11 protein-coding genes are annotated in these 13,592 nt (G+C 65.0%); 8 read left to right on the forward strand and 3 right to left on the reverse strand.

All coding sequences use genetic code 11. The features are described from left to right. The first annotated feature begins 38 nt into the window (after positions 1-38). From CH262_RS16785 to CH262_RS16820, 8 genes are all read left to right on the forward strand, one after another. Positions 39-1,412 (forward strand): O-antigen ligase family protein, encoded by a 1,374-nt coding sequence (locus tag CH262_RS16785; protein ID WP_094717969.1) that lies wholly within the window; start codon positions 39-41, stop codon positions 1,410-1,412. Next, complete coding sequence (locus CH262_RS16790; RefSeq protein WP_032384508.1) at positions 1,322-2,374, forward strand: glycosyltransferase family 4 protein; 1,053 nt, start codon at positions 1,322-1,324, stop codon at positions 2,372-2,374. The genes CH262_RS16785 and CH262_RS16790 overlap by 91 nt, the downstream gene beginning before the upstream one ends. After that, positions 2,374-3,900 (forward strand): flippase, encoded by a 1,527-nt coding sequence (locus tag CH262_RS16795; RefSeq protein WP_094717970.1) that lies wholly within the window; start codon positions 2,374-2,376, stop codon positions 3,898-3,900. Before CH262_RS16790 ends, CH262_RS16795 begins: the two co-directional genes overlap by 1 nt. A gap of 276 nt (positions 3,901-4,176) precedes the next feature. Next, a complete protein-coding gene (locus tag CH262_RS16800; protein WP_094718026.1) occupies positions 4,177-5,409 on the forward strand; it encodes a hypothetical protein in 1,233 nt (410 codons plus the stop codon). Beyond that, on the forward strand, positions 5,399-6,508 hold the full coding sequence (locus tag CH262_RS16805) for a glycosyltransferase (RefSeq protein WP_032370191.1): 1,110 nt from the start codon (positions 5,399-5,401) through the stop codon (positions 6,506-6,508). Before CH262_RS16800 ends, CH262_RS16805 begins: the two co-directional genes overlap by 11 nt. Further along, entirely contained in the window at positions 6,495-7,760 is a 1,266-nt protein-coding gene (locus CH262_RS16810; RefSeq protein ID WP_256988836.1) for a hypothetical protein, read from the forward strand. The genes CH262_RS16805 and CH262_RS16810 overlap by 14 nt, the downstream gene beginning before the upstream one ends. Before the next feature lie 39 nt (positions 7,761-7,799). Then, positions 7,800-8,885: a glycosyltransferase family 4 protein gene (locus CH262_RS16815; RefSeq protein ID WP_032370190.1), complete on the forward strand. Its 1,086-nt coding sequence runs from the start codon at positions 7,800-7,802 to the stop codon at positions 8,883-8,885. 94 nt (positions 8,886-8,979) lie between these two features. Continuing rightward, positions 8,980-9,564: a hypothetical protein gene (locus CH262_RS16820; protein ID WP_027497630.1), complete on the forward strand. Its 585-nt coding sequence runs from the start codon at positions 8,980-8,982 to the stop codon at positions 9,562-9,564. Between the two features lie 7 nt (positions 9,565-9,571). Here the strand turns inward: CH262_RS16820 and CH262_RS16825 are convergent, their stop codons facing one another. From CH262_RS16825 to CH262_RS16835, 3 genes are read right to left on the reverse strand one after another with little or no spacing between them, the layout of a single operon-like run. Next, a complete protein-coding gene (locus CH262_RS16825; RefSeq protein WP_094717971.1) occupies positions 9,572-10,624 on the reverse strand; it encodes a zinc-binding dehydrogenase in 1,053 nt (350 codons plus the stop codon). Positions 10,625-10,655: 31 nt separating this feature from the next. Beyond that, complete coding sequence (locus tag CH262_RS16830) at positions 10,656-12,020, reverse strand: MFS transporter (RefSeq protein ID WP_094717972.1); 1,365 nt, start codon at positions 12,018-12,020, stop codon at positions 10,656-10,658. A 52-nt stretch (positions 12,021-12,072) separates the two neighbouring features. Next, positions 12,073-13,590, reverse strand: coding sequence for a mannitol dehydrogenase family protein (locus CH262_RS16835; protein WP_094717973.1), 1,518 nt, complete (start codon positions 13,588-13,590; stop codon positions 12,073-12,075). Positions 13,591-13,592 lie beyond the last annotated feature (2 nt).

Consider the following 13,592-nt stretch of genomic DNA (forward strand, 5'->3'; position numbering starts at 1 on the left):
GTGGTCTACGCCGAACACCGCCACGTTCGGGTCACCCCGTGATCACGTACGTTGCGCTTGCTTTCGGCGCAGCGGTGGTCCTCGTGCTCGGCTGCGCGGTGGCATCGGCCATCTACCGCCGCCCGCAACGTGGAGTGTTGCTGTTGGCGGGATTGGTTCCACTGCACGGACTTCTGGTTCTCGTTCCCCTTCCCGGGATTGTGTCGGGCTGGAAGGAAGGCCTTGTCGTCTTCACGGTTCTGTGTGCGTGGTTACGCCGACCACGACATGTCCCCGGCTCGCCTGCGCGGGTGTTCGTGCCGTGGTGGCCGGCGGCCGCGGTCTTCGTCGTGTTCGGCAGCGTGTCTGCATTCGCCACGTTCGGAATAGTCGGTCTGTTCGGCATCAAGGTCACCTTCTTCTACGTTCTGCTGGTGGTCGTCATGTGGCTCGCGCCGTTCGACGCCAGGGACCGTGACCACCTCGTCTCGGTTCTGATGGGCATGGGTGTGTTCACGTCTGCCGTCGGCATCGCTCAACTGGTGGCCGGGCCCGCCGCACTGGTGTCGCTGGGTTACGAATACGGCACGCAGGTCCGAACATCGGGCGGGCTGCTGCGCACGTTCAGCACGTTCAACCTGCCGTTCCCGTTCGGGCTGTACGTGATGTTGGCGTTGCTCGTCGGCGGTGCGGTCGCACTGGCCGATCCGCGCCGTCGTCGAAACTTGTTGTTTCTCTGCGCGTCTCCGATGATGGTGGTCGCGATGTCCAGTTCGATCGTGCGTGGAGCGATTCTCGGGCTCGCGGTCGGGGTCATCTACTTGATCGCCGTGCGTTTTCGATACCTCGCCGCGCCGTTTGCTCTGGCGGCTCTGGCCGTCGCCGTCACGGTCCCCTTCGTACCCAAGATCACGTCGGTCTTCTTCTCGTCCAGCAGTCTGGGTCAACGCGGTGACGGTTGGGCCAACATCATCGCCAGCATCCTGATTCATCCGTTCGGCACGGGTCTGGGATCGAGTGGATCTGCGGCAGACCGCATTTCCACCGCCGAGGGCCGAGCGTTCACGCAATCAGGACTCTCGACCAATTACCAACCCGACAACTACTACGTGAAGGCCCTGCTCGAACTGGGGCCGATCGGCCTCTGGGCGGTGGTGGCGCTGTTGGTGACGTCGTTGCTGTGGTGCACACGCCTGTCCCGGGCACTACGGGGCGACGACGGGGCGCTCGCTCTCGGCGTCGGCGCTTCGATCGTCGCCGCCATGTTCGCCAGTCTGGTCTCCACGTATTTCGAGATCTTTCCGATCGATGTCTATTTCTGGCTCTTGTTAGGAGTGGTGGGATGCGCAGCAGCGCAACACGAATCGTCTTCGGGGCGCTCGCCCTCAGGCCGGGCGGAAGTGGAGTACAGACCTACATTCGCGAGCTCCTGAACGAGCTACCGGATCGTCTGCCCGACGCCGATCTCACCGCGGTCGTGCAGCGCGACGCCGTCGGCGAGCTGCCACCCTCGGTTCGGGCGATGGAACGGCCTGTCACCAGCGGCGCGGCTCGGGCGGTGCTCGGCGCACTCCCCGTCGGCCGGTGCGATGTCGTACACGGCCTGGACGTCGACCTTCCGTTTCTCACGAAGGCCTTCACAGTCGCCACGGTGCACGATCTTTCGGTCATCGACATGCCGTCGGCCTCCAGTAGATTTCGCGCGCTCGGTGAACAGCGACTGGTGCGGCGAGCTCTGCGCCGTGCCGATCTGCTCATCGCTGTCTCGCAGTTCACCGCCGACCGGATCAAGGCCGTCAGCGGCCGCGACGCCACCGTCGTCGGCCTGGCACCCGCAGCGTGGGCAGAAGTCCCCACCGACAGCCGAGTGGACGCTGTTCGGTCCAAGTACGACCTACCGGACCGTTTCGTCATGCAGGTCGGAACGGTGGAGCCTCGCAAGAACGTTCAGCTGGTGGCCGACGCAGCGGAGAGTCTGGGTATCCCGTGCCTGCTGGCCGGAGCCGGCTCGACCGGTCCCCACGCTCCTCGCAATTCCCGCGGGCTCGGGTACGTCGATGTCGAGGACCTGCCTGCCCTCTATGCAGCTGCGACCGTCACCGCGTACGCCTCTCGCTACGAGGGCTACGGGCTCCCACCCGTCGAGGCCATGGCCTCGGGTGGCGCGGTCGTCGCCAGTGCAGTCGGTGCCCTCCCCGACGTCGTCGGCGACGGTGCCGTGCTCGTCGCATCGGAGAACGTGGACGACTGGGTGCACGCGATGAAACCCATCGCTTTCGACGCGGATGCACGCGCAGCCCTCGTCGGCGCGGCAGCCGACGCCTCTCGCGAGATCAGTTGGCGTCGAACGGCTGAGCTCACTGCCGACGCGTATCGAGCCGCGGGCGTGGTCTGATGTCGGACGAGCTCGCGCTCGACGGCACCGAGCAGCCCCCGGACTACCGCTCGATCGCAGCGGATCCGAAGGCCGCAGCCAAGGCGACGATTGCCGTTCTGATCAGCAGAGTGATCATCGCTGCGCTTGGCTGGGTCGGCAGTGTCGTCATCGCGAGGTCCCTCGGTGCGGACGACTGGGGTCAGTTCAGTTTCGTCTTCGCACTGCTGGGCCTGATGTCCGTCGTCACCGACTTGGGAGTCGGACGCGTCGTGCTGGCGAAGTTGATGGACGACGATCCCGAGGAAATCGGTCGAACCGCGTCGTCGTTTCTGGCCCTGCGTACTGCCCTCGGACTGGTGGGTTACGTACTGGCCGTGGCATACGTTCTCCTGCTGCAGTATCCGAGCGAGGTGGTCCTCGCGACGGTGCTGGGTGGACTGGTGGTCGTGTTCGCCACACCGGGCCACGCCTTGAGCGTCCTCTTCCAGAGTCGTCACCGGCTGATTCTGGTGGCGGTGGCCGAAAGTGCCGGTCAGGCAATCCAGTTGGCCTTGACCGTGTTGGCGGCCGTGCTCGCTCCCACTCTGCTGATCTTCGTACTGCCGGCTGTGGTCAACGAGGTGTTCAAACTGATCACCAAGGGTTTCGGCATAGGCAACCGTTCCATGGGGTTGCGACCGTCGAGGCACATCGAGGTGCGCCGCTGGGGTCCGTATCTGAGGGAGGCCGTGCCCCTCGCCATCGGCTTCGCCCTCACCATTGCCATGCTCAAGATCGACATGCTGATGCTCAGCCTCCTCGACACGTTCGAGGCCGTCGGTCTGTACTCGATCGGCTACAAATTCTCCGACATGATCGACACCTTCGTATTGGCGGCAGTGGCACCGATCAGCACCCTGCTCGTGGCGTCGTGGCCTCACGACACCACTGCATTTCGAGCGCGCACACGTTCAGCCGCACTGCTGTTCGCAGTCTTCGGTGCAATGGCCGTGGCGGCATTCGTACCGTCGGCCGAGCCGTTGATCGGCCTCCTGTACGGCGACAGATTCGTGGACGGAGCGCACGCGGCCCGGCTGCTCGTCATCGGCGCGGCACTGATGTCGTTGGTGATGCTGGGCATCTTTCTGCTGGCCTCGGCCGGGATGCAGCGTCACTACCCCGTGGTTGCGTTGGTCGGCCTGGCCCTGAACATCGGGTTGAACCTCGTGCTGATCCCACGGATGTCGTACGACGGAGCTGCCATCTCCACGGTCGCGACGATCGGAACCACCCTCGTCCTGCTGTGGATCGTGATAGCGCGAAGCATGCCCATCCCCGGACTACTTCCGGTGCAGTCCCTTTCGGTCGTCGTCGTGATCACCGCGGCCGCCACCGTCGGCGGCTGGCTCCTGGTACAGCACTACCCCGGCCTGTGGCTGCTCGTATCCGTCGGGGCGGCATTACTGGTCGCGACCTCGCTCGCCGCGTTCGTTGCCATCGGAGTCGTCGAGTCACCGATGCCGGGATCAGCCGAGAAAGGACGACACCGTGCGCACGTGCAGTGAGAAGCGGACACACAACAGACGAATCGCCCGATTCCGGCGGCAGCCTTCGGAGCCGAAGTTCGGTTTCACGATCTTTTCCGACCACCGCCCCTGCTATTCCAATGTCGTTGAGATGCAGTTTCATTCGCAGTCGGCACGGCTACGCGGACTGTATCTACACCCAGCTATCATCGAGCCTGTCGGCTCCACGAACCACCGAAGCGGTCCATCCGCTCGCATCGACGACGGAAGGGTACGCGGTTGATGTCCGTCCACGATGCCGTACACCGGGGCGACGTGCCCACACCGATCGACCTCGCAGGACACATGCGTGAACTCGGCCGGGCATTGCTGCCCGCCGTGATCATTGCCGTGTTGGTCGGTGCAGGCATGTTCTACCTCAGGAGCGAACTCACCGACAAGCAGTACGCCGCGTCGATCGTCGCGGAGATCGAACCTGCCCAAACGCTCGTTCCCGGTGACGCGTTCATCGAGCAGATGCGCGCACCGTTCATCGAATTGGCCACCGATCGCGGCGTTCTCGATCAGGTCCTGGAACAGGTCGACGCCGATATGGACGCGTCGCAACTGGCCTCGAGCGTCGAACTGTCTCCTGGCACCTCACCCGCGCTGCTGACAGTGACCGTGACGACCCGATCTCCCGAACTCGCCGCGGAACTGGCCGAGGCGATGGTGTCGACGATGGCAAGTACGTCCTCCGCCAACGCGATCCGCGACTCGCAGGAACGAACGGCCGAGGGACAGTCCACCGTCGACGCGCAACAGGCTCGGGTGGACGCCCTGCCTGCCGACGATCCGAGTCGGCCTGCGGCACTGTCCGAACTGGCCCAACTACGCACCCAGCAGAGCGAACTCGAAGCAGCTGCCAGCGGAGATCGACTGGTCGTGTTGTCGAAACCAGAGCAGAGCACAACTCCGGTCTCACCGAAACCGGTCTCGGAGGCACTCGTCGCAGCTCTGGCTGCACTCATCGTCGCGGCCGAACTGATCGTGATGCTTCGAGGAAGGCTCGGCCGCAAGCCCTCTCGCTCCTGGGCTCGTCGGGTGTCCCGGAAATACGGTGCACACTTCGACCCGGCAACCGGCGACACGGTACCGCCCGTCGTGGCTTCCCGGATCGCTGCCCTCGAGCGTGGCGACCGACCGGCATCGAGAAGTGCGCGACACGCAGCCCCGAAGGGCGACAGCGTGATTCTCGTCTTGGTCGGCGAAGGTGCAGTCTTCGAGTCGACGCACGGCGACGGACCGACCACCGGCCACCATCGAGCCACCGCCGAATTCGGCCTGTCGGAGCAGTGGTGGCAGTACACCGACGTCGGTGACGTCGAGACCGTCGTCGTGCTGGTGTCGAAGCGTGGACGGGACAAGAAGGCAGCAACTGCGGCGCTGCGACGGCTCGACGACTTCGACATTCCCGTACACCTGGTATTGCAGAACAAGAACTCGACCCGACGAGCAGAACAGACCGCGCAGACGATCGCGCCGGAAGGCCAACGCCATGCCAGCTGACAGAATTGCCGTCGTACACGAAAGATTCACGGAGATCGCAGGATCCGAGCACGTCATCGAACAGCTGGCCTTGCACTGGCCCGCTGCCGAAGTGTTCGCACCGATCTCCCGCCCGTCCGGGGTTCCGTCCGGAATCAGCCGCGCGCCGCATACGTCCGCCCTCAATCGGGTGTACAACGCATTGGGCCAACGGTCGTACGCACCCGTTCTTCCGATGATGCCGTTGGCCTTTCGTCGGATGCCGCTGCGCGGTTTCGACGCCGTCGTGGTGAGCCATCATGCCTTTGCGACTCAGGCCGTGTTCGCCACCGACTCCCCGGTGATCGCCTACGTGCACAGTCCCGCACGGTGGGCCTGGGACCCCGAACTTCGCGCAGGTGAAGGCGGCGGCAGAGCCGGAGCTGCGATACTGACGGCGCTGTCGGCCGTTGCCCGTCGATGCGAGATCGCCGCCGCACCGAAACTGACGACCGTGGTGGCCAATTCGACGGCGGTCGCTCGCCGCATCGATGACTGGTGGGGCCGAGACGACGCCGTGGTGGTCCACCCTCCGGTCGACACCGAGGGTTTCACGCCGGATCCGTCGATCGAGCGTGAGGACTTCTTCCTGCTTGCCGGCCGCCTGGTCCCCTACAAGCGTCCTGACATCGCGGTGCGCGCCGCCGCCGAGGCCGACGTTCCCCTCGTGGTGGCGGGAGACGGCCGTGCGATGAACGCCTGCCGGGAACTGGCCGGACCCAAAACGACCTTCCTGGGGCGGGTTTCGCACGAGAAGCTTCTCGAACTGCACCGCACGACGCGCGCCCTGCTCATGCCCGGAGTGGAGGATTTCGGCATAGTCCCGGTCGAGTCCATGGCCACCGGAACACCGGTCATCGCACTGGGAGACGGCGGTGCAATGGACTCGGTGATTCCCGGTGAGACCGGCTTGCACGTACAGCCGGGCTCCGACGAGGCCGTCATCGCCGGGTTCGCCGAGGCCATGCGCTCGTTCGACCCAGCCGACTACGATCGCGCCGCCATTCGTAGATGGGCGGAAGGCTTCTCACGGGCCAACTTCCGCAGTCGAATGCAGGAGGTCGTCGATGCCGTCCGCTGAGCGTAGTTATCGCTCGACTGCACTGGATCGCGTCTTCGCTGACACCCGGATAGTCACCGCGGTCGGGCCCGTCCGCGGTCTCGACATCGAGCGGACGCGTCGAACGCTCACCGCCGCCGAACACGTCGACGCGGAGCCGCACATCGCGCTGGAACCACGCTCCGATGCTCGACGGTGGCGCTACCGCAGCAACATCGCCGGCGACAATGTCACCACGAGCAGTGGCGGCACCGAAGACCTGGGGCAGATGCTCACCGACATTCGGTCGCGACAAGGTGCTCGCGGTCCACTCGAGGTGGTCGTGTTCGACGATCACCTCGCCATCGACTATTCGCACGGAATCGGGGACGGCCAGATCGGCGTCCTGATGTTGGCGGCATTCTGCGACGATGCCGACGGATCACTGGTTCCCGGCCTCGCCGCAGGCTTGCCACCGAGTACGACCTGGAAAGCTTTGTGGCGGCACTACTCTCGACATCCGAAGACGCTGGCGGACTTCTGGTCCCTGCGTGCTCGACACCGGCGCGCATCGGACGGCGGGTCCGGTCCCCGTCGTCGGATCGAGAACTGGGAAGCCGGAAAGGTCAGCCGGGCCGGGTACATGAGCAAAGCCGACGTGGACGAGCTGAAGAACTGGACTGCGGAGAACCTGCCCGGAGCGACCGCTGCGTCGATCTCGATTGCCCTGTGGAGCGCGGCGCTACGAGCGGAATTCGTCGACATCGACGAGCACATCATGGTGTTGTTCAACAGCCGCCGCTATCTCGATCCGGCCCAGCAGGGCGCGCACGGGAACTTTGCCGTCGGCATCCCACTGCATCTTCCTGCCGACACGACACCCGTCCGAATCACCGCATCGATGCGTGAGGTGATCGAATCCGGCTGGCCCATCGCGGTACTGGGCATGTCACATCTTCGCGATGTGGCGTCACGCATTCGGCCGTCTGCACCGTCGCAGGAAAAGAATTCGGTCGTCGAGGTACCCGCGACCTTGCGGCTGGCCGTGAGCGACCTCGGGAAAGTGCGGGTGTTCGACCACCTCGACTGGGCCGACGACGGCAGGCCCCCGCAGATGGCCGCGTCGCTCGAACCGGACGGTCCGGACGGCTGCACGATGCTCATCGCCGAAATCGCCGGTGGCCGAACCTATACGGCCTCGTTCTGCAGCAAGATGGTCGATGTGGCCGTCATGGATGCAGCGCTACGCAGAATGTGTGAAGACCCAGTGGCACTGCTCCGCGATGCGTACTGATCCGCCAGAACCACCTTCGCCGCACAGACGGGCCGATACATGACCGACGAATCGACAGTTCTCTTCCTCGCGCACACCGGCCAGGTGTCCGGTGCCGAGAAGGTGCTGCTGGATTTGATCGACGAGGCCACGCGCCGCGGCCATGCCACCGTGATCGCCTGCCCCGCAGGCCCATTGGCAGACCGTCTACCCGACACGACGCGGCACGTCCGCATCGACGAGCTCGGACTGGGTGGGCAACGTGGTGCCGCGCGCGGTATCGCGGCGATCAAGATGGTCGCACGATGGGTCGGGGCGGCGCGCGCCGTGCGCACGATCGCCCGCGCACCGGGCACCGCCACGGTCGTCAACTCGCTGTTCGCGCTTCCGGTGGCGCGGTTTGCGCGGCCCGCTCGCGGGGCGTCGTGGCTCGTCCACGACACGATGACCTCTCTCAAGCAGCGTGTGGTGGTCCGGTTCGCCCGGCCGGCCGTTCGCGTTGCGGTATCGGTGTCCGAGGCCACCGCAGAACCGCTCCGAAAGGCCGGCCTCCCCGTGGTGGTGTCACACAACGGCGTGCCGTGGCCGGTTCCGCGGTTCGGCGGTGCGCTGCACTCTCCGCCGGTCGTCGGGATGCTGGCGTTGTTGACGCCGTGGAAGGGGCACCGCGTGCTGCTCGACGCCGTCGCCATGCTCCCTGACGTCCGAGTCGAATTGGCCGGGGGAAGCTTCCCCGGTGATCGCGAATACGTCGACGAACTCCGCGCGCGCGCCGCGGAACCGGATCTTGCCGGACGTGTCGAGTTCCTCGGACACACCGATGCCGAGTCCGCTCTTCGCAGGTGGGATGTCGTCGTGTCGGCCAGTACTTCTCCCGAGGCAGGTCCGTTGTCGGTCTTGGAAGCGATGTCGCACGGATTGCCGGTGATCGGAACCGACCACGGTGGCACGCACGAATTCCTCGCCGACGGTGCTGGAATTCTGGTCGAGCCCGGCAACTCCGATGCTCTCGCTGCCGCCGTCTCGGCGGTGGTCGACGACGCCGATCGACGGCGGCTGCTCGGTGAGGCCGCCCGCTATCGGGTGGCCAGCCGGCACGACATCAGCGAGACACTGCCGGAGCTGTTACACCAATTGACCAGCTGATCGTGCCGCACCGTCGGCCAGAACACGGTGAAAGCCGAACGTCGAGCGGTGCGACTGTGTTTCAATCGACTCCCGATTGGAACGAGGGGGCACTGTGACTCGCGCACTGACGAGGTCCAACGAGCATTACCAATGGGGCATGGGCGTGATGACGTCGCTCGCTGTCACGACGCTCGTCAAGCGGATCGTGTCCGCCGCCGCCCTGGCCATGGCCGTCGTGGTCACCCTCGAGCTGGCGTTCGGGTACGGCGCGACCACCCCCATCCCCGCGATCGTGCAATGGACGTGCATGATCGCCGCGTACGTCATGGGCGCGTTCTGGTGGTTCGGACCGTGGCCGACGCTCGGGCAAGCCTTCGCCTTCGTCGTCATCGCCGATCTGTCGATCTTCGGAGCCACCATCACCGCGAATTTCGCGCCGGAAGTCACCCTCGGCAAATGCACCTTCCTCATCCCGATGGGAATGTTGGCCGGGTTCTTCTTCGACAAATGGCGACTCGCTGCTCACATCGCCCTGTGCCTGTTGGGAACGTCGATCGTCGCGGTGTACATAGTGCTGGAACGGGATGTGGACACCTTCGTGGCGGTGGTGCTGTGGGCCCCGATCGTGGTGACGCTGACCGGCTTCGTGCTGATGCTGCAGCTCACGACACAGTCGATACGAACCGAATTCGAGTAGTAGCCCGTCAGAACGTCAACAGGACTTTGCTCGATCGGGATGCATCGGCGGCGAGCGCGAACGCGTCGAGGGCGTCTGCCACCGGATACTCCGCGGTGATGACGGGTGCCACATCGAGTGAACCGTCGGCCAGAGCTTGGATCACGTCGTCCATCTCGGTGTTGAACCGGAACGAGCCGATCAGGTCGATCTCCCGGGTGATGGCCAATGACAGCGGCACCGGCTGAGGCCCCGCCGCAGGTAGCCCGACCATGACCACACGACCGCCGCGAGCCGTGCCGTTAATTGCCGACGCCAGACCATGGTGGTTCCCCGAGCACTCGAACGTCACATCGGCCTCGACCGCCGCGACTGCCGTCCCGTCTCGGGCGTCGACTGTTCGATGCGCTCCGAGTCGACGCGTCACTTCCAGGGCGTAGTCCTCGAGGTCGACCGCGACGATCCGAGCTGCTCCGGCTCGGCGAGCGACCGCCACGATGAGGGCACCGATCGGACCTGTGCCGACGACGAGAACCGTCTTGCCGGACACCGTCCCGGCGCGCTCGACGGCATGCCACGCGACGCTCGCCGGCTCGGCCAACGCAGCAATTCTCAGATCCAGACCGTCGGGCAACACTCTGAGCATTCGGGTCGGGACGGCAACATGACCGATGAACAGTCCGTCGTCGTGCGGTACCTGCGCGGCGCTTCCCATGTAGCGGCATCCGGGAGACAGGTTCGGACGATCGACCGGATACTTCGCTCCGGTGGCGGCGGGAGTCGCCGGATGGACGGTGACCGGGGTGCCTTCACCGGGGCCACTGCCGTCTCCTGCGCGCCGAACCACGGTGCCCGACGCCTCGTGTCCCAATCGCATCGGCGCTTTCAGTACCGATTGTCCTGCCGCCCCGTGCTTCCAGTAGTGCAGATCGGATCCGCAGATTCCGCCGTAGGCAATTGCGACGATCGCCTCGTCCGGCGAGGGGTCGGCCACCGCCACTGTTTCGACGCGGATGTCATCGGTGCCGTAAGCGATCAAGGCAATCGTTCTGTCGGGCACCGGATTCGGTTCGGTGGTCATCGTGTCGTCCGTTCCGTTCGAGGTGGGCAGGTCAGACCCGGTCGAGCACCGGATCGGTTGCGTTGGCCGGATCGGTCAGATCGCGATCCCGAGTTTCCGGTGCGAAGGTTGCGGCGACGAGCACCGAGACGGCCATGATCATCATGTAGACCGCGACCGGGACCCAGGATCCGGAGAACGCGGTGATCAGTGCGGCGCACAGCAGAGGAGCGATTCCGCCGCCGAAGACGGACGCGAACTCGCGGCCGAGGGTGACTCCGGCGTACCGGTATCGAGCCCCGAAGATCTCGGGGAAGTAGCTCATCGTGACACCGACGGCCCCCTGGCACGCCAGGATGAATCCGATGATCATCACCAGGGTGATCAGTACGTGCGAACCGGTGCTGAGAGCCATGAACGTGGGAACCGGAAGAACGACGAGCAGGCTGACGATACCGATGTACACGGACTTACGACCCACCTTGTCCGATAGCCATCCGAAGCCCCAGGCCGCGATGCCGCCGCAGATTGCGCCGATGAGCAGAACCTTGGGTATGAACGTGGGATCGACGCCGATGTCGTTCTTCATGTAGGAGGCCATGAACACCTGGTACGTGTAGGACTGAGCGCTGATGCCGACGGTCATGAACATGACGATGAACAGCGGTCGCTTGCCGTTGGTGAACACCTCTTTCACCGGCGCCTTGGGTCGCTCCTGTGCCGCCTTCAGTTCCTGGAACACCGGTGACTCGTTGAGCTTGCGCCTGATGATGAACGCGGCCACTGTGACCAGGATGCTGCTCAGAAACACCATCCGCCAGCCCCAGGACATGAGCTGGTCGTCGGGAAGCAACTGGGCGAGGATCCAGGCGATGGCTCCGAGAGCGGTGCCGAGCGCCGCGCCGGTCATGACAAGAGCGGCCAATCTGCCACGCTTTCCGATCGCGGCCGTTTCCGTCAGAAGCGTTGCGCCACCTGATTGTTCGGCACCAGCGCCGAAGCCCTGGAAGAACCGGCACAGGACCAGCAACACCGGGGCCAGTAGTCCCACCTGCTCGAACGTCGGCAGCAGACCGATGGCCATGGTCGCGCCGCCCATCAGCATCAGCGTGGCGACCAGAACCCACTTGCGACCGAGCCGGTCACCGTAGCGTGAGAAGAACAGTCCACCCAGTGGCCGGGCGAGGAATCCGACGGCGTACGCGCTGAAGCTGGCGATGATGCCGGCCGCCGGAGAGATGTTGGGAAAGAACAACTTGTTGAAGATCAGCGCGGACGCCGTGCCGTAGATGACGAAGTCGTACTGTTCGAGTGTGGTTCCGATGAGGCCGGCCCACGCTGCGCGTCGTACGGCGGAAGGATCATGTTGGGCCGGAGCGATTCTGGGAGAATCTGACGGTTCTGTGGTCGTGTCCATGGTTGTCCTCGGGTGAGTTTCGGCCTCGGCCGAACGAAGGAAGGAGAATGGGTCAGTCGAGTGTGGTCCGGGATGCCGTGACGACGGGGCGGAGCGAAGAACTCGCCGCTTCGACGGCTGCGGCCATCGGACCGTGACGAACAACAGTATCCATCAATTCCGCTGTGCGTGTGATGAATTCGGGAAACTGCGCCAACTCGATGGGGAGTATGTCGCCGCGTTCGAGAACCGAGCGGACGAAATCCTCACTGGACGCTGCCGAAGCGGCAAGTCCTGCCAGACGCGCACGTGCAGGGTCGGCCATCGCATGCGCATGCGGGCCCGGGTCGAAACCGTCGGGCGGGCACACGCAGCAGAGATAGGCGGCGATGGTCAAGGAAAGGTGTTGCGGTACAACACCGTTTCGTAGGTGGTGGAGCGCTGGGTCCGGGATCCTCTGCGCGAGCTTCGCCGAGCCGTCCGAACCGACCTGCGCGGTCTTGTGCCCCAGAGCGGAGTTGGACCACCGCACGAACAGCTGGGCGATGTAGTCGTCGATATCCACCCCGTCCGGAACGGGCACGGTCGGGAGGTATTCGTCGACCAACACCGCTCGAGCTGCGGCCTCCACGAACGGGCGACCGATCGAGTCCGGAATTGTCGCGCGACCGTCGAGTGCGCCGAGATAGGCAATGAGAGAGTGGGTTCCGTTGAGCAGTCGAACCTTCATCAGTTCGTACGGTTCGACGTCCTCGGTGAACACGGCACCACCGGCTTCCCAGCGGGGACGTCCTGCGGCGAACTCGTCCTCCATCACCCACATCGTGAACGGCTCCGCCGGCACCGCAATGGTGTCCACAGCGCCCAGCTCGGCGGTGGACTCGGCGTCGTACAACGCACTGCTGGACGGAACGATGCGATCGACCATGGAGTTGGGGAACGTCACCGCCGCCGCCAGCCACTCGAGCACGTCGTCCGCACCGCAACGGTCCAAGAACCGACGCACGAGTGCAGCGGTGCGATCACCGTTCCCCAGCAGGTTGTCACAGCTGGCCACGGTGATGGGAGCCCCGTGCGTTCGTGCCCGCATCGCCAGAGCCCTCGCGAGCTGCCCCACCGTGGTCGTCGGCGTTTCCGGCCGCTGCAGGTCCTGTTGCACTGCAGTCGATTCGAGGTCGAGGGAGCCCGTCCGGGACGACAGCGTGTAGCCCAACTCGGTGACGGTGATCGTCACGATTCGGACGTCCTCGTCCGCAATGGCCCGTACGACGGCGGCGGGGTCGTCGGCGGCGACCATGGCTCCCGTGTGCGCTCCGGGCACGCTCACCCTCGAACCCGACGGCGAGATCTCGACGACGCCGTAGAGCAGTTCCTGAGCGAGCATGGCATCGACAATCGTGCGAGATCTGTTCGCTACACCCAGAATTCCCCACGAGCCGCCGTCCTGTGCCAGTGCCGCAGCGGTGTACACGGCCTGATGCGCGCGATGGAAGTTGCCCAGCCCCAGATGGACGATTCCGGTGCCGTCCGGTCGTGCTGGGACGGCCCCCGAGCGAGCGAGTGCCGAACGAGACAGTCTGGATTCGCTCATCT

The sequence above is a fragment of the Rhodococcus sp. 05-2255-1e genome (assembly GCF_002259025.1).
GTDB lineage: Bacteria > Actinomycetota > Actinomycetes > Mycobacteriales > Mycobacteriaceae > Rhodococcoides > Rhodococcoides fascians.